Origin of the sequence: Pseudomonas sp. KBN10P06128 (assembly GCF_037574945.1) — a bacterium.
GTDB classification, from domain to species: Bacteria; Pseudomonadota; Gammaproteobacteria; order Pseudomonadales; family Pseudomonadaceae; genus Pseudomonas; species Pseudomonas aeruginosa.
Genome location: NZ_JBBELR010000001.1, coordinates 1147988 through 1164292, shown reverse-complemented (window position 1 = coordinate 1164292; position 16305 = coordinate 1147988). Strand labels below are relative to the sequence as shown.

Annotated in this window: 12 protein-coding genes; 5 read left to right on the top strand and 7 right to left on the bottom strand. The window is 65.7% G+C overall.

The features are described 5' to 3' along the window. Nucleotides 1-17: 17 nt before the first annotated feature. From VQ065_RS05415 to VQ065_RS05405, 3 genes are all read right to left on the bottom strand, one after another. Entirely contained in the window at nucleotides 18-1385 is a 1368-nt protein-coding gene (locus VQ065_RS05415) for a DUF1329 domain-containing protein (protein WP_014604024.1), read from the bottom strand. 60 nt (nucleotides 1386-1445) lie between these two features. Continuing rightward, on the bottom strand, nucleotides 1446-3371 hold the full coding sequence (locus tag VQ065_RS05410) for a DUF1302 domain-containing protein (protein ID WP_003093045.1): 1926 nt from the start codon (nucleotides 3369-3371) through the stop codon (nucleotides 1446-1448). A 211-nt stretch (nucleotides 3372-3582) separates the two neighbouring features. After that, nucleotides 3583-5265, bottom strand: coding sequence for a fatty acid--CoA ligase (locus VQ065_RS05405; protein WP_003093047.1), 1683 nt, complete (start codon nucleotides 5263-5265; stop codon nucleotides 3583-3585). Nucleotides 5266-5446: 181 nt separating this feature from the next. Between VQ065_RS05405 and VQ065_RS05400 the strand changes: the two genes are divergently transcribed. Next, nucleotides 5447-6622 (top strand): acetyl-CoA C-acyltransferase, encoded by a 1176-nt coding sequence (locus VQ065_RS05400; RefSeq protein WP_003093048.1) that lies wholly within the window; start codon nucleotides 5447-5449, stop codon nucleotides 6620-6622. 56 nt (nucleotides 6623-6678) lie between these two features. On the opposite strand, the gene VQ065_RS05395 is transcribed toward VQ065_RS05400, so the two are convergent. Further along, nucleotides 6679-7860 (bottom strand): MFS transporter, encoded by a 1182-nt coding sequence (locus VQ065_RS05395; protein WP_003093049.1) that lies wholly within the window; start codon nucleotides 7858-7860, stop codon nucleotides 6679-6681. 101 nt (nucleotides 7861-7961) lie between these two features. Here VQ065_RS05395 and VQ065_RS05390 point away from each other — a divergent pair, with 101 nt between their 5' ends. Further along, on the top strand, nucleotides 7962-8750 hold the full coding sequence (locus VQ065_RS05390) for an AraC family transcriptional regulator (protein ID WP_003132615.1): 789 nt from the start codon (nucleotides 7962-7964) through the stop codon (nucleotides 8748-8750). A gap of 274 nt (nucleotides 8751-9024) precedes the next feature. Here VQ065_RS05390 and VQ065_RS05385 read toward each other — a convergent pair whose 3' ends face one another. From VQ065_RS05385 to cioA, 3 genes are read right to left on the bottom strand one after another with little or no spacing between them, the layout of a single operon-like run. After that, nucleotides 9025-9195, bottom strand: a complete 171-nt coding sequence (locus tag VQ065_RS05385; protein ID WP_003093052.1) for a DUF2474 domain-containing protein — start codon at nucleotides 9193-9195, stop codon at nucleotides 9025-9027. A gap of 13 nt (nucleotides 9196-9208) precedes the next feature. Next, nucleotides 9209-10216, bottom strand: a complete 1008-nt coding sequence (gene cioB / locus VQ065_RS05380; protein WP_003093053.1) for a cyanide-insensitive cytochrome bd quinol oxidase subunit II — start codon at nucleotides 10214-10216, stop codon at nucleotides 9209-9211. 3 nt (nucleotides 10217-10219) lie between these two features. After that, nucleotides 10220-11686, bottom strand: a complete 1467-nt coding sequence (gene cioA, locus VQ065_RS05375; RefSeq protein WP_003093054.1) for a cyanide-insensitive cytochrome bd quinol oxidase subunit I — start codon at nucleotides 11684-11686, stop codon at nucleotides 10220-10222. A 437-nt stretch (nucleotides 11687-12123) separates the two neighbouring features. Here cioA and VQ065_RS05370 point away from each other — a divergent pair, with 437 nt between their 5' ends. The 3 genes from VQ065_RS05370 to betT all read left to right on the top strand — a co-directional run bounded on the left by VQ065_RS05370 (nucleotide 12124) and on the right by betT (nucleotide 16204). Further along, entirely contained in the window at nucleotides 12124-12903 is a 780-nt protein-coding gene (locus VQ065_RS05370; RefSeq protein WP_003093057.1) for a MetQ/NlpA family ABC transporter substrate-binding protein, read from the top strand. Nucleotides 12904-13078: 175 nt separating this feature from the next. Beyond that, nucleotides 13079-14053 carry a sigma 54-interacting transcriptional regulator gene (locus tag VQ065_RS05365; RefSeq protein WP_003093063.1) on the top strand — a complete coding sequence of 325 codons (975 nt, stop codon included), beginning with the start codon at nucleotides 13079-13081 and terminating at the stop codon, nucleotides 14051-14053. Between the two features lie 189 nt (nucleotides 14054-14242). Then, on the top strand, nucleotides 14243-16204 hold the full coding sequence (gene betT / locus VQ065_RS05360; RefSeq protein WP_340080523.1) for a choline BCCT transporter BetT: 1962 nt from the start codon (nucleotides 14243-14245) through the stop codon (nucleotides 16202-16204). Nucleotides 16205-16305: the final 101 nt, after the last annotated feature.

Here is a 16305-nt window from a genome sequence, read left to right as displayed (position 1 = left end):
GCTAGGAACGCCGTTTCTCAGCGTACCCCTTCCTGGCGCAGCGCCGCCGGGGTGTAGTCGCTTTCCGAAGCGCTGTAGTTGAAGTCGTAGGCCTGTTTCTCCTCGTTCTTCATGCCCAGCGCCAGGTAGCGGCCGGAGAGCAGGTCGTAGAGGGTTTCCACCGCGTACCAGGGCACCTGCTTGTCGTAGTACTGCTCGGCATGCGCCTCGGCCACGCGCCACAGGGTGCCGCGACCGTCGTAATGGTCGATCTCGGCGGCCTGCCAGGTGTCCTCGTCGATGTAGAAGTCACGCTTGGCGTAGATGTGCCGCTCGCCCGGCTTCAGGGTCGCGACCACATGCCAGACGCGGTGCAGCTCGTAGCGGGTCAGGTCCTGGTTGATGTGGCCGGCCTTGACGATTTCGCTGTACTTGATCTTCGGATCGTCGAGCTTGTAGCTGTTGTAGGGAATGTAGATTTCCTTCTTGCCTTCCAGCTTCCAGTCGTAGCGGTCCGGCGCACCGTTGTACATGTCGAAGTTGTCCGAGGTGCGCAGGCCGTCGGCGGCGGTGCCGGGACCGTCGTAGGACACCTGCGGAGCCCGCCGCACGCGGCGCTGGCCGGCGTTGTAGAGCCACGCCAGGCGCGGCTCCTTGACCTGGTTGAGGGTTTCGTGGACCAGCAGCACGTTACCGGCCAGGCGCGAGGGCGCGGTGACCCGCTGCTTGAAGTAGAACAGCACGTTGCTCGGCTTGTTCGGGTTGTAGTCCTTCAGGTTGGTACGGAAGGTGAAGGCATCCTGGAAGTAGACCAGTTGGTAGGAGCCGTTGACCTGCGGAGTGGCCTGGGTCACCAGGCGCCGGACGCTGCCGCCGCGATAGCGGGTGATGTGGTTCCAGATCACCTCCAGGCCGTTCTGCGGGATCGGGAACGGGTTGGCGGTATCGAAGTTCTCCAGGCCGTTGCCGCCTTCCACCAGCTTGGTGGTGGTGGCGTTGCGCTTGGCCGCCTCCTGCACCGCCGCCGGGACGGTGGCGCTGCGGTGGGTCTTGTATACCGGGATCTTGTAGGTATCCGGGTAGCGCTTGAACATGGCCAGTTGGCCGGGAGTCAGCTTGTCCTTGTACTGGTCGACGTTCTGCGCGGTGATGGTGAACAGCGGTTGCTCGCTGGCATAGGGGTTGGCGAGGAAGCCACGGCTGTCGACGCTGCCGGCGTTGGTCGCCAGGCCGCCGTCCCAGGCGGGGATGCTGCCGTCGGCGTTGCCGGCCTTCTCCGCCCCCAACGGAGTCAGGCTGGTGCCGAGCTTGGCCGCCTCGTCGGCGGATATCGCCGCCATCACCTGGGTGGCCAGCAGGCTCAGGGCCAGTACACCGGTATGCAGAAGAATCTTCGTTGTTTTCATTCGCTCGTCGTCCTCGTTAAGTCCTGCTCGCCGGCCCGGTTCGCACCGGGCCGGCGTACATCAGAAGTTCATGCCGAAGCTGAGCGCGACGAAGTCGCGATCGTCCACGGTGGTGTACTTGCCGTCGAAGAAGTTGGTGTAGGAGAGGCTCGCGGTGTAGGTGTTCTGGTACTCCGCGTCCACCCCCAGGCTGACCGCCTTGCGGCCTTCCTCGAAGTTGGCGCCGGGGCCGGGCGAATAGCCATCGACGTCGTGCGACCAAGCCACGCTGGGCTTGAGGTTCACGCCCATGAACACGTCGTTGTAGTCCCAGATCGCACGGGCGCGATAACCCCAGGCGTCCGAGGTGGTATAGCCATCGTTCTCGCAGTAGCGGCTGACGTTGTTCGCTTCGGCGGTGCCCAGCGTGCTGACGTTCAGCGCCTGGCAGCTGGCCAGGCCGGAGATGGTCCCCGGCAGCGGCCCCGGTCCGAAGACCGGGTCACGCCCGTAGCGTGCCTTGGAGGTGCTTTCCAGGCCGCCGACGTGGGTCCAGCCGATCTCGCCCACCAGGGTCAGGCGCTCGGCTCCCATCACCTGATCGAAGAAGTGCGTCAGGGTGGTCTGCAGTTGGGTGATCTCCTTGCGCCGATAGCCGTGCAGGTCCTGCCCGGCCTGGCCGTTCAGCACCGAGGCGTTGTCGTAGGGGCGGTTGCCGCCGATGCTCACCGGGTCGAGGCCGGCGAAGAGGATGTCGGTGGTGTTCAGCTGCACCGGCGCGTTGGGCCGGTAGCTGACTTCGCCGCTCCACGCGGTGCCGTTGGGCAACGTGGTGGAGAAGCTCAGGCCGAACATGCGGATATCTTCCGGGTACTCGATGAAGTAGCTGGAGTTGCCGGCGGTGGCCGCCGCCGCGGCCTGGGCGGCCAGTGCCGGGTTGATCGCGGCGAGGCGGGTGGCGAGGTCGTTGATCGCCGCCATGGTGCTGGCCGAGGCGCCCTGGCCGCTGAAGATCGGCAGGCGGCTGTGGTAGTTCATGTAGTAGGCGCCGAACTCGGTGTTCAGTTCGTCGGCGAAGTAGCGCAGGGCGAAGCCGTACTGGCCGCTGTCGCGAGCGTCGCGGTCCGGCCCGCGGCGGACCAGGATGCCCTCGTCCCAGGGCGACGGGGTAACGCTCAGGCCAGCCCCGGCGAGCACGTTGTTGAGCAGGTTGATGGACGCCTTGTTGTTGGTCAGCACCGCCAGGTTCTGGTCGCAGCCATCGGCCACCACGTCCGGCTGGGAGAAGAAGGTGCCGCAGTTATCGACCACCGTCTGGTCCCACTCGATCTGGTAGAAGCCTTCGGCAGACAGGTTGTCGGTGAGGTTCTGCGACAGGTAGAACATGTTCACCGGGATCAGGCCTTCCTTGATCTCCGAGCCGGGCCGGCGGAAGGCGGTGACGTCGATCGGGTTGATGGCGCTGATGCCGTTCTGGATGAAGGTGCTCTCGCCCCAGTTCACCACCTGCTTGCCCAGGCGCACGCTGCCCGGCAGGTCACCGATGGCATAGTTGTGGTAGATGAAGGCGTCGAGCAGTTCGGCGCCGGAGGACTTGGCCAGGGTCTTGCGGCCGCTGTCGTCGATGTCCTTGAACTCGCGGTGCTCGTCCTTCAGTTCGAAGTCGTACCAGTACTTGCCGCGCAGGAACACACCGGTATCGCCGTACTTCAGCTCGAGGTCATGGATGCCCTTGAAGACCTTCGAGAACGTTTCCCCACGCTTGAAGTTCAAGTGGCTGTCGTCGGAGGTCTGGGAAAGTCCCTTGCCGCCGTTGTTCACACCGATCAGGTTCTTGTTCGGCTTGGCGGTCGACCAGCTGGCCCCGACCGACAACGCCGAGTCGAAGGAACCTTCGATTTCCCCGATGTTGAAGGTCACCCCAAAGGCCGGAGCCGCCAGCGAGGAAGCCAGGCTGACGGCCAACGGCAACCGGGCCCGACGCGAGAACGGATTACGGGTTGTCATCGACGCTACTCCATGTGTGTTTTTTGTTATGAGTGCGTGGACTATAGCTAGCGCTGCCTGCCGCTTGATCCCTCGAAAGTGTGATTTGCGCGGCGCAACCACTCTGGCTCGCGCCTTTGCGGCGGATGGAGAATGACCGGGCGGTCGCGAAAACGCGGAGACCAAGCGTTTGCTTGGCCTCCGGGCGTTTCAGCGGTGTAGGAAAGCCCCGTCAGACGGTCGACAGGAAGGCGCTGCCAGCTTCCTGCCACTGGGCGATCTCGATACGGATGCGCTTCTTGTCCAGCTTGCCGACGCTGGTCTTGGGAATATCGGTAACAACCGCGATCTGCGAGGGGATCGCCCACTTGTTGATGTTGCCCTGCTCGACGAAAGGCTTGAGGTGCTCCTTCAGGCCCCGGGCGTCCAGTTGCTGGCCCTCGCGCACCACCAGCAGGGCGAACGGGCGCTCGCCCCATTGCGGATCGGGCACCCCGACCACCGCCACTTCGCGTACCGCCGGATGGCGGCTGATCAGGTCTTCCAGCTCCAGGGAGGACAGCCACTCGCCGCCGGTCTTGATCACGTCCTTGATGCGGTCGCGGATCTCGATGAAGCCCATGCCGTCCAGGGTCGCCACGTCGCCGGTGTGCATCCAGCCGCCGCGCCACAACTCCTCGCCGCGCTCGGGTTCGCGGAAATACCCCTGGGTCAGCCATGGCGAGCGCAACACCAGCTCGCCCTGGGACTCGCCGTCGGCCGGGAGGAAGCGGCCCTGTTCGTCCATGATCGCCGCATCCACCAGCGGCACCGGCACGCCGGCCTTGATCCGGTAGGTGGTGCGCTCGTCCTCGCTTCCGGCCAGCAGTTCGTCGTTGAGGTAGGCGCAGGAAATCAGCGGACAGGTCTCCGACATGCCGTAGGCGGCGGTCAGCTGGATGCCGCGCGCCTTGGCCGCCTCGTAGAGCGAGCGGTTCAGCGCGCTCCCGCCGATGATCACCTTCCAGCCCTTGAAGTCCACGCCCTGGGCAGCCCTGGCGTTCATCACCATCTGCAGGATGGTCGGCACGCAGTGGGAGAAGGTGACCTTCTCGCGCTTCCACAGTTCGACCAGCAGTTCCGGATCGTAACGCCCGGGATAGACCTGCTTGACCCCGAGCATGGTCGCCACGTACGGAGTGCCCCAGGCGTGGACATGGAACATCGGGGTGATCGGCATGTACACGTCGCTGGTACCGAGCAGGCGGATGCTGTCCAGGCTGCCGATGGTCGAAGCCATCGCCAGGGTGTGCAGGACCAGTTGCCGGTGGCTGAAATACACACCTTTCGGATTGCCGGTGGTGCCGGTGGTGTAGAAGGTGGTGGCGATGGAGTTCTCGTCGAAATCGGGGAAGTCGTAGCGCGGGCTGGCCGCGGCCAGCAGCGACTCGTATTCGCCGACCAGGCCGGGCAGTTCCGCGCTCTTCTCCACGCCGTCGGTGAGCAGGATGGTCCGCTCCACCGTGGCCAGCTGCCCCGCCACCGCCTGGTAGAGCGGGACGAACTCGCTGTTCACCAGCACGAAGCGATCCTCGGCGTGGTTCATGGTGTAGAGGATCTGCTCCGGGGAGAGGCGGATATTGATGGTATGCAGCACCGCCCCGATCATCGGGATGGCGAACATGCATTCCAGGTAGCGATGGCTGTCCCAGTCCATCACCGCCACCGTGTCGCCGGCCTTCACCCCGGCCTCGCTGAGTACGTTGGCCAGGCGCGCGACGCGCTCGTTGAAGGTGGCGTAGCTGTAGCGCACCTGGTCGCGGTAGACGATTTCATGACTCTTTTCGTAACGACGGCCGGAAAGCATCAGGCTCTTGATCAGCAACGGATACTGATAAGCGCCGGCGGCGGCCGGGATGAGACGGGTCTTCAGCATGGGGCGTACACCTGGGAGCGGGTTCGTTGTCAGGATGAGGCCGACTCTAGAGCCGTCGGCGGGCTTTGTTCATCAGTCAAAAGAGTGATTTGCCCCGTGACCTTTCGGAGCCTCCCGGTCACAAGATAGAATCCGCCCACTGAATCGTTCAGACCCTATCCAGAACAAGAGGTAACGTTCCATGTCCGATATCGTCATCGTCGCCGGCGCCCGTACTCCCATGGGCGGCTTCCAGGGCAGCCTGGCCGGCGTTTCCGCGGTCGACCTGGGTGCCGTCGTGATCCGCGAAGCGGTGCAGCGCGCCGGCATCGCCGCCGAGGACGTACAGGAAGTGATCATGGGTTGCGTCCTGCCCGCCGGCCTGAAGCAGGGCCCGGCCCGCCAGGCCGCGCTGGCGGCCGGCCTGCCCGCCGCCACCGGCTGCACCACCATCAACAAGCTGTGCGGCTCGGGGATGAAGGCGGTGATGCTGGCCCACGACCTGCTCAAGGCTGGCACCAACCAGGTGATGGTCGCCGGTGGCATGGAAAGCATGTCCAACGCGCCCTATGTCCTGGAGAAAGCCCGCAGCGGCCTGCGCATGGGCCACGGCGAGATCAAGGACCACATGTTCCTCGACGGCCTGGAGGACGCCCGTACCGGCCGTTTGATGGGTTCGTTCGCCCAGGAGACCGCCGACAAGTACGGCGTGACCCGCGAGGAGATGGACGCCTATGCCATCGAATCGCTCAAGCGCGCCCAGGCCGCCATCGCCGATGGCTCGCTGGCGGCGGAAATCGTCCCGGTCACCGTCACCAGCCGCAAGGGCGAGAGCGTGGTGAAGGACGACGAGCAACCGCTGACCGCCAACCTGGAGAAGATCCCGAGCCTCAGGCCGGCGTTCCGCAAGGACGGTACCATCACCGCCGCCAATGCCAGCTCGATCTCCGACGGCGCCTCCGCGCTGGTCCTGATGACCGCCGAGGAAGCCCAGCGCCGTGGCCTGAAGCCGCTGGCGCGAATCGTCGGCCATGCCACCCAGAGCCAGGACCCGAGCGAGTTCACCCTGGCGCCGATCGGCGCGATGACCAACCTGTTCGCCAGGACCGGCTGGAGCAAGGACGACGTCGACCTGTTCGAGATCAACGAAGCCTTCGCCATGGTCACCATGCTCGCCATGCGCGAACACGGCCTCGATCATGCCAAGGTCAATGTCTATGGCGGCGCCTGCGCCCAGGGCCATCCGGTCGGCTCCACCGGCTCGCGGATCATCCTCACCCTGATCAACGCCCTGCGCCAGAAAGGCGGCAAGCGCGGCGTCGCCTCGCTGTGCATCGGCGGCGGCGAAGCCACCGCCGTGGCGGTCGAACTGCTCTGATACGGCGTTGAGCCATCGGCGCCCGGCCGGCTCGCACTGTCCGGGCGCCCTCTTCCTCAGGTGCCCACCGCGGCGCTGCGCGCCGGACGCGGAAACACCAGCGCCGCGGCGAAGGTCAGCGCGGCGAAGCCCGCCAGTACCAGGTACAACCCCAGCAGCCCCTGCCGTGGCTCCAGGTAGGCGATCATCGGGATCGCCGCCGCGCTGGCGCCGAACGACAGGAAATAGCGCAGGGCGAAGACCCGCGCCTGCCACTGCGGCGCGACGAAGTGGGCGACCATCGCGTCGTTCACCGTCACCTGGCCGAACACCGCGAACATGAACAGCGCGCCGAACAGTACCACCGCGCTGCCGTGGCCGTAGGCCAGGGCCAGCAGCAGCGGCACCTGGCAGAAGGTGAGGAAGACGAACGGCAACTTCAGGTTCAGGCGATCGATCAGGCGGCCCATGATCAGTTGCGCCACCGCGCCGAAGGCATAGGCCAGGCTGACCACCACGCCAAGGGTCTGCGGCGACGCCAGCAAGTCGCTCAGGCGCTCCTGGAACAGCTTCGGGTAGGTCACGGTGCTGGCGTTGAACACCACCCCGCCGGTGGCGGTGACCAGCGCCAGCACGCCGAACACCCGGCGCATCGACAGACCCTCGCTGTCCTCGCCACGCGCCGCGGCCTTGGCCGACAGGTGCGGCGATGGCTCCTCGCGCACGCAGAAGAAAAAGCCGATGCCGAGCAGGATGGCCACCCCGCCGGGCAGGATGAACGCCGCACGCCAGCCGAAGTGCGCGGTGAGAAAGCCGGTAAGCAGCGCGGCGAAGGCGACCCCGAGGTTACCCCACATGCCGTTGATGCCGATCTCGCGGCCGCGGTTCTCCGCGTGTGCCACCAGCATCGCGGTGCCGACCGGGTGGTAGATCGCGGCGAACACCCCGATCAGGGTCAGCCCGGTCACCAGCATCGGTACGCTGCCGGCCAGCCCGGTGAGCAGCGCGGCGGCGCCGATGCCGAAGAAGAACAGCAGCATCATCCGCCGCCGGCTCCAGGTATCGCCCAGCCAGCCGGCCGGCAGCGAACAGGCGCCGAAGGCGATGAAACCGCCCAGCGACAGGCCGATCAGACCGGCGTAGTCGAGGTCGAAGCTGCCGGCCATGCCGAGCACGGCGGCGGGGAAGATCAGCATGAACATATGGTCGATGACATGCGCGGCGTTGATGAAGCGGATAACGGTTCGAGGTCGGTTCATGGCGTGCGGTCTGAATGGTCGGTGAGGAATGGGCGTCATGACCCGGGCATGATAGGTTGACCGAAAAGCGCAGACAGGACAGCGAGGTCATCGAAACGGACATGCTGATCGAGCACCGCCCGGACGGCCTGCTGGCCGCCATCTCCCTCGACTTCCCCGACGGCCATCACCTGGGGCGGCATTTCCACCCGCAGGCGCAGTTCCTCTACGCCGCTCGCGGCCTGATGCGCCTGGCCACCCACCACGGCGCCTGGGTGATCCCGCCGACCCGCGCGGTATGGATTCCGCCCCGGGTGGAGCACGAGATATTCATGTCCGGCGAGGTGCACATGCGCACCCTGTTCATCGAGCCACCCGAAACGCCGACACCGCTAAGCGACTGTTGCGTACTGGCGGTGACGCCGCTGCTGCGGGAAATGATCCTGCGCGCCATCCACCTCGAGAGCCAGCCGCGCCTGGACGACTTCCGCCAGCGCCTGCAAGGGCTGATCCTCAGCGAGATCGCCAACCTCGAACGGATGCCGCTGTACCTGCCGATGCCCCGCGACCGCCGCTTGCAGGCGATCTGCCAGGCATTGCTGAAACAGCCGGAACTGGGGCTGACCCTCGATGACTGGGGCCTGCGGGTCGGCGCCAGCTCGCGCACCCTGGCGCGGCTGTTCGCCCAGGAACTGCAGATGAGCTTCCATGAGTGGCGCCAGCAACTGCGCCTGACCGAAGCCCTGCCGCGCCTGCTGGCCGGCGACAGCGTGCAGGTGGTCGCCCGCGACCTCGGCTACGGCAGTACGCGGGCCTTCAGCAGCATGTTCCGCCGCCTGCTCGGCGAAACCCCGCGCGACTACCTGGGGCGACTGGAGCAACTGGCACGGGTCAGGGGCCGCGAGGACTGATTCCCCACGGCGCAACGCCAAGCAACCGCGAATCGGCGGATAACGCCTGCGGCGTCATTCGCCCTACCAAGGCGCCGCTAGGGCGCATCCGCCGCCAAGGCTCCCGTAGGGCGCATAACCGCAGCGCGGTTATCCGCCATGGTGCAAGGCGGGAACGCGAGGATTGACGCCCTACGGCGCAACACCAAGCACTGGCGGATCGGCGGACAAAAAGAAGCCCTCCAGCGGAGGGCTCTCGGAAAAGGGCGCCGGAGCGCCCGGATGGGATCGTCGATCAGTGCGGAACGCCCAGCCCCGCCGCGCTCATGAACAGGCGCATCAGCCAGGCGGCGACGCCCAGGGCCAGCACGCTGGCGGTCCAGATACCCGCCAACCAGGCCAGGCGTCGCCAGAGCGGTGGTTTGGCCGCGCTATCTCGTTCGGGATGACTCGGCGTACGGACCATATGCGGCGCCTCCTCAGTGATAGCCATCGCCGTGCTTCACCTTGCCGCGGAACACGTAGTAGCTCCAGGCGGTGTAGCCGAGGATGAAGGGAATGATGAACAGCGCGCCGACCAGCATGAAGCCCTGGCTCTGCGGCGGCGCCGAGGCCTCCCAGATGCTCACCGCCGGCGGGATGATGTTCGGCCACAGGCTGATCCCCAGGCCGCTGTAGCCGAGGAAGATCAACACCAGGGTGAGCACGAACGGCTTCACGTGGTCGTTGTTGGCCACCGAGCGCAGCAGCGCATAGAAGGTCACCAGGACCAGGATCGGCACCGGCAGGAACCAGAACAGGTTCGGCAGGCTGAACCAGCGTGCGGCGATCTCGGCATGGGCCAGCGGCGTCCACAGGCTGACCACCCCGATGATCGCCAGCAGCACCAGCGCCAGCGGGCGCGCCAGGTCGTGCATGCGCTCCTGCAGGCGGCCTTCGGTCTTCATGATCAGCCAGGTGCAGCCGAGCAGGGTGTAGGCGACGATCAGGGCCAGGCCGCAGAACAGCGGGAACGGCGCGATCCAGTCCAGCGAACCGCCGGCGAAGCTGCGGTTCTCCACCGGGATGCCTTCGATGAAGGCGCCCAGCGCCACGCCCTGGAAGAAGGTCGCCACCAGCGAACCGCCGATGAACGCCTTGTCCCAGATGTGCTGCTTGGCCGGCTTGGCCTTGAAGCGGAACTCGAAGGCGACGCCGCGGAAGATCAGCCCGACGAGCATGAAGATCAACGGCAGGTAGAGCGCCGACAGGACCACCGCGTAGGCCAGCGGGAAGGCCCCGAACAACGCCGCGCCGCCCAGCACCAGCCAGGTCTCGTTGCCGTCCCAGACCGGCGCCACGGTGTTCATCATCACATCGCGGTCGCCGCTGTCCTTGAAGAACGGATAGAGCATGCCGATGCCCAGGTCGAAGCCGTCCATCACCACGTACATCATGATGCCGAAGATGATGATGACCGCCCAGATGAGGGGAAGATCGATACCCATGTCTCAGTTCCTCTTGTCCTGGTCGCGGTCGGCCGCTTGCGCGTGGCCGTCGTGCTCTTCGTCGAAACCTTCGCCGGCGGCCGACAACGGCCGCGCCGGCGTGCGCTTCTGCCCGGCGCCTCCCGGGTTGGTCTCGCGTCCCTCATGGGTGACCGGGCCCTTGCGCACCAGGCGCATCATGTAGCCGATACCGACGCCGAACAGCGAGAAGTACACCACCACGAAGGTCAGCAGGGTCAGGCTCATCTGCGTCACGCTCTGCGCCGAGGAGGCGTCGGCGGTGCGCATCAGTCCGTAGACCACCCAGGGCTGGCGGCCCATCTCGGTGGTGAACCAGCCGGCGAGGATCGCGATCAGGCCGGACGGTCCCATCAGCAGGGTCAGGCGCAGGAAGGCCTTCGAGTTGAACAGCTTGTCCTGGCCGCGCCAGCGCAGCCACAGGCTCCAGACGCCGACCAGGATCATCAGCATGCCGAGGCCGGCCATGATCCGGAACGACCAGAACACCACGGTGGAGTTCGGCCGGTCTTCCGGCGGGAAGTCCTTCAGCGCCGGGATCGGCTCGGTCAGGCTGTGCTTGAGGATCAGGCTGCCGAGCACCGGGATCTCCACCTTGAAGCGGGTTTCCTCGCGCTGCATGTCCGGCCAGCCGAACAGGATCAGCGGGGTCGGCTCGCCGCTGCTGTTGTCCCAGTGGCCTTCCATCGCGGCGATTTTCGCCGGCTGGTGCTCCAGGGTGTTGAGGCCATGGGCGTCGCCGATCAGCGCCTGTACCGGGGCGACGATCAGCGCCATCCACATGGCCATCGAGAGCATCTTGCGGATCGCCGGGTTGTCGCGCCCGCGCAGCAAGTGCCAGGCGGCCGAGGCGCCGACGAAGAAGGCGGTGGCGAGGAACGCGGCGACCGACATGTGCAGCAGGCGGTAGGGGAACGACGGGTTGAAGATCACCGCCACCCAGTCCACCGGGATCACCCGGCCGTCGACGATCTCGAAGCCCTGCGGGGTCTGCATCCAGCTGTTGGAAGCGAGGATCCAGAACGTCGAGATCAGCGTGCCGATCGCCACCATCACCGTGGCGAAGAAATGCAGGCCCGGTCCCACGCGGTTCCAGCCGAACAGCATGACACCGAGGAAACCGGCCTCGAGGAAGAACGCGGTGAGCACCTCGTAGGTCAGCAGCGGACCGGTGATGGACCCGGCGAAGTCGGAGAAATGGCTCCAGTTGGTGCCGAACTGGTACGCCATGACCAGCCCGGACACCACGCCCATGCCGAAGTTGACCGCGAAAATCTTCGACCAGAAATGATAGAGGTCGCGGTAGACCTCTTCGTTCGTTTTCAGCCAGAGGCCTTCCAGTACGGCCAGGTAGCTGGCCAACCCGATGGTGATCGCCGGGAAGATGATGTGGAAGGACACGGTGAACGCGAACTGGATGCGGGCAAGGTCGATAGCCTCCAATCCGAACATGGCAACTCCTCTTCAGGTTCTCGGCCCTTCCGGCTTACGTGCGGATTCGGCCGTGCTTCCTCACGCGCAACGCTACGCAAGGTTTTGGAACACATCCTTCAGCTATCGTTCTTGTCATTGGAAAGCGACCGCAGCCCTGGATGGCAGGAATGCGGGAAGGGTCGCAAGCAGATTCCCGGACCACCCGCCTTGATGCAGAGCAATTCGGTACGAAAATCTTACCCGTTAGCCTAGACCGTCCTGCTGTGGTCGGTTGTCGCGAGACAAATTGCCTCAGCTCTCGCATATTCATTAATAGAATATAAAAATAAATAAATAATATTTTTATGGAATAAAAAGAGTCGCTACTCTCCCCTTCAAGCCGCCCCTCGCGTGTTGGCGCCCCTCCTTCACCGCCCTGCGCGCAGCGGCGGACATCGCCCTACAAGGATCGAAGAATGAAAAAACTGCTCCTGCTGACTGCCCTGGCCTCCGTCATCAGCGTTTCCGCCAGCGCCGCGGAAAAGCTCATCGTCGCCGCCACGCCGATCCCCCATGCGGAAATCCTTGAGCTGATCAAGCCGACCCTGGCGAAGGAAGGCGTCGACCTGCAGATCAAGGTGTTCACCGACTACGTGCAGCCCAACGTGCAGGTCGCCGAGAAGCGCCTGGACGCCAACTACTTCCAGACCCTGCCGTACCTGGAGAACTTCAACAAAGGCAAGGGCACCAACCTGGTCACCGTGGTCGGCGTACACGTCGAACCCTTCGGTGGCTATTCGAGGAAATACAAGTCGCTGGCCGAGCTGCCCGACGGCGCCACCGTCGCCATCCCCAACGAAGGCAGCAACAGCGGGCGCGCCCTGCTGCTGTTGCAGAAGGCCGGCCTGCTCAAGCTGAAGGACCCGAACAACGCCCTGGCCACGCCCAAGGACATCGCCGAGAACCCGAAGAACCTGAAGTTCAAGGAACTCGAATCGGCCCTGTTGCCGCGCGTGCTGGACCAGGTCGACCTGGACCTTATCAACACCAACTACGCGCTGGAGGCCAAGCTCAACCCGGCCAAGGACGCGCTGGTCCTGGAAGACCGCGACTCGCCCTATGTGAACTACCTGGTGGCGCGTCCGGACAACAAGGACAGCGACGCCCTGAAGAAGCTTTCCGCCGCGCTGACCAGCCCGGAAGTGAAAGCCTTCATCGAGAAGAAATATGCCGGCGCGGTGGTCCCGGCCTTCTGACCCCAGCCCGTCCCGACTCCCACGCTGGGCGCCGTTGCAGCGCCCCTTGTTCACGCCGGTGTCGCATGGCTTGCACCGGCGTTTCTTTTTCCGCAACGGCCCCCGCCCGCAGCCGTCCCGGTCCGTCGTCGCGGCGCAGGCGCTGGAGGCGCCCCGTGCCGTCAAGGAGTTACCCATGAGCGAGAAACCACGCCCCGCGCCGTTGACCTTCCCCGACGCCGACCGCAGTCCGCTGAGCATCCGCGCCAAGGCCCTGGTGTTCTTCGACCCACGCTCGCACCGGGTCCGCGAAGAACTCGAGCGCCTCGCGCCGCAGGGCCAGCCGGTGCTGATCGAAGGCGAGACCGGCACCGGCAAGGAGCTGCTCGCCCGGCAGATCCACCGCCACAGCGAACGCGCCGGTCTGTTCGTCGCGGTCAGTTGCAGCGCCCTCAGTCGCAACCACGCCGAAGCCGAGCTGTTCGGCTACGCCCCCGGCGCCCACAACGGCCCGGTCGGCAGCCGCGCCGGCTGGTTCGGTTCGGCCAATGGCGGCACCCTGTACCTGGACGAGATCGGCGACCTGCCGCTGACGTTGCAGGCCAGGCTGCTACAGACGCTGGAGGAACGCGAGGTGCTGCGGGTCGGCGCGCAGCAGCCGATTCCCCATGACGTGCGCCTGGTCACCGCCACCAGCGTCGACCTGGACCAGGCGGTGCGCGCCGGCAAGTTCCTGGCCGGCCTGCAGCAGTACCTGCACGACGGCCGCCTGAGCCTGCCGCCATTGCGCGAACGTCCGGGAGACATCCTGCCGCTGGCGGAATACTTCATCGGCGTCTATGCCCAGCGCCTGGACCTGCCGGTGCCGGCCATCGGCGTGGAAACCCAGCGGGTCCTCGAGAGCTATCCCTGGCCAGGCAACATCCGCGAGCTGGAAAACGTCGTCCACTTCGCCCTGCTGGTCAGCGACAAGGAAGAAATCCTGCCGCAGCATCTGAATTTTGGCGGGGCAACGCCAGACCCATCGCTGGCCGGTCTGCGGCGCCTGCTCGGCCAAGCCAGAGCGCCGTCGCTGGAGCAGGTACAGGCCCTGCTCCTGCAACTGGCCACCGAGCAGGCAGGCGGCGACGAGGAGGCGGGAAGGCGGCGCCTGGGACTGGCGGCGAACTGAAGGAATCCTTCGGCGAACGTGCGGGAAAAGCGCGGCGCCGAAGGCTTCCATACGTCCGAAGGATTGGCTCCCGAGCCCTTGATCGTGTTTATATTGAACGCTTGATCAAATTAAGGACGAGGAGACCAGCCTGTTTTGACTGACGCACAATCGCCCTCCGCCACCCCCTCCACCCCCACGCCCATCCGCATGAATCCCCCGGTGTTCTACGGTGCGGCGATCCTGATCCTGCTGTTCGCCGCGGTGGTCATCGGCTTCCCCCAGCGCGCCGGCGAATGGCTGCTGGCCGCACAGACCTGGGCCTCGCAGACCGTCGGTTGGTACTACCTGCTGGCGATGACGCTGTACCTGATCTTCGTGGTGGTCACCGCGCTTTCCGGCTACGGCAAGATCAAGCTCGGTGCCGACCACGACGAGCCGGAATTCAGCTACCTGTCCTGGGCCGGCATGCTGTTCGCCGCCGGCATCAGCATCACCCTGTTCTTCTTCTGCGTATCCGAGCCGTTGACCCACTTCCTCCAGCCGCCGCAAGGCGAGGCCGGTACCCAGGAAGCCGCGCGGCAGGCCATGGAACTGCTGTTCCTGCACTGGGGCCTGCACGGCTGGGGCGTGTTCGCCCTGGTGGCGATGGCCCTGGCCTACTTCGCCTACCGCCACAACCTGCCACTGGCCCTGCGCTCGGCGCTCTACCCGTTGATCGGCAAGCGCATCAACGGGCCGATCGGCTACACGGTGGACTGCTTCGGCATCATCGCCACGGTGTTCGGCCTCGGCGCCGACATGGGCTTCGGCGTGCTCCAGCTCAACTCCGGGCTGGACTACCTGTACGCCATCCCGCATACCCACCCGGTGCAGATGGCGCTCATCGTGCTGATGATGGGCGCGGCGATCTCGGTGGCGGTCTCCGGGGTCGACAAGGGCATCCGCATCCTCTCCGACATCAACATGCTGCTGGCCTGCAGCCTGCTGCTGTTCGTGCTGTTCGCCGGTCCGACCCAGCACCTGCTCAACACCCTGGTGCAGAACGTCGGCGACTACCTCGGCCACCTGCCGGGCAAGAGCTTCGACCTCTACGCCTACGGCGGTCCCAGCGACTGGCTGGGCTCGTGGACGGTGTTCTACTGGGCCTGGTGGATCGCCTGGGCGCCCTTCGTTGGCCTGTTCATCGCGCGCATCTCGCGCGGCCGGACGATCCGCGAATTCGTCTTCGGCGTGCTGTTCATCCCGCTCGGCTTCACCCTGGCGTGGATGTCGATCTTCGGCAACAGCGCCCTGGAGCAGGCCCTCGGCGGCGCCAGCGAACTCGGCCGGGTGGCCATCGAGCAGCCGTCGATGGCCCTCTACCAGATGCTCCAGAACTACCCCTGGAGCCGCGCGGTGATCACCGTCACTGTGCTGGTCAGCTTCGTCTTCTTCGTCACCTCGGCGGACTCCGGCACCGTGGTCCTCTCCACCCTCTCCGCCCACGGCGGCAGCGCCGACGACGACGGACCGAAGTGGCTGCGGGTGTTCTGGGGCTCGGTCACCGCGCTGGTCACCGGCGGGCTGCTGTTCGCCGGCAGCATCGACGCGCTGAAGTCGGCGGTGGTGCTGACCTCCCTGCCCTTCTCGCTGATCCTGCTATTGATGATGTGGGGCCTGCACAAGGCCTTCTACATGGAGTCGCAGCGCCAGCGGGCGCGGAGCCACTCCCTGGCGCCGCTGATGAGCGGCAACGGCAAGCGCTCCGGCGGCTGGAAGCGACGCCTGTCGCAGGCCGTGCACTTCCCCTCGCGGGACGAGGTGTACCGCTTCATGAACGACGTGGTGCGCCCGGCGATCAGCGAGGTTTCCGAGGTGTTCCGCGAGAAGGGCCTGGCGGTGGACACCCAGCTCGACCCGGGCAACGCCTCGCTGAGCCTGGAGATCGGTCATGGCGAGCAGCATCGGTTCCTCTACCAGGTGCTGATGCGCGGCTACTTCACGCCGTCCTTCGCGCGTGCCGGCATGGGCGGCCTGCACCTGAAGAATCGCCGCTACTTCCGTGCCGAGGTGCATCTCGCCGAAGGTAGCCAGGACTACGATCTGATGGGCTACACCAAGGAGCAGATCATCAACGACATGCTCGACCAGTACGAGCGGCACCTGCAGTTCCTGCACCTGGTGCGTTGAGTGCAGGAAAAGGGGGCGCGCAGGGCGCCCCTTCCCTCATCCTCCGTCCCTGACCGCAGGGAATGACGCTAGCGGCAACATCCCCTCCCCGTGCAGCCACG

Coding starts and splice junctions, on each gene's coding strand:
- VQ065_RS05415 (WP_014604024.1), bottom strand. CDS start 1,385: ATGAAAACAACGAAGATTCTTCTGCATACCGGTGTACTGGCCCTGAGC.
- VQ065_RS05410 (WP_003093045.1), bottom strand. CDS start 3,371: ATGACAACCCGTAATCCGTTCTCGCGTCGGGCCCGGTTGCCGTTGGCC.
- VQ065_RS05405 (WP_003093047.1), bottom strand. CDS start 5,265: ATGCTGAAGACCCGTCTCATCCCGGCCGCCGCCGGCGCTTATCAGTAT.
- VQ065_RS05400 (WP_003093048.1), top strand. CDS start 5,447: ATGTCCGATATCGTCATCGTCGCCGGCGCCCGTACTCCCATGGGCGGC.
- VQ065_RS05395 (WP_003093049.1), bottom strand. CDS start 7,860: ATGAACCGACCTCGAACCGTTATCCGCTTCATCAACGCCGCGCATGTC.
- VQ065_RS05390 (WP_003132615.1), top strand. CDS start 7,962: ATGCTGATCGAGCACCGCCCGGACGGCCTGCTGGCCGCCATCTCCCTC.
- VQ065_RS05385 (WP_003093052.1), bottom strand. CDS start 9,195: ATGGTCCGTACGCCGAGTCATCCCGAACGAGATAGCGCGGCCAAACCA.
- cioB (WP_003093053.1), bottom strand. CDS start 10,216: ATGGGTATCGATCTTCCCCTCATCTGGGCGGTCATCATCATCTTCGGC.
- cioA (WP_003093054.1), bottom strand. CDS start 11,686: ATGTTCGGATTGGAGGCTATCGACCTTGCCCGCATCCAGTTCGCGTTC.
- VQ065_RS05370 (WP_003093057.1), top strand. CDS start 12,124: ATGAAAAAACTGCTCCTGCTGACTGCCCTGGCCTCCGTCATCAGCGTT.
- VQ065_RS05365 (WP_003093063.1), top strand. CDS start 13,079: ATGAGCGAGAAACCACGCCCCGCGCCGTTGACCTTCCCCGACGCCGAC.
- betT (WP_340080523.1), top strand. CDS start 14,243: ATGAATCCCCCGGTGTTCTACGGTGCGGCGATCCTGATCCTGCTGTTC.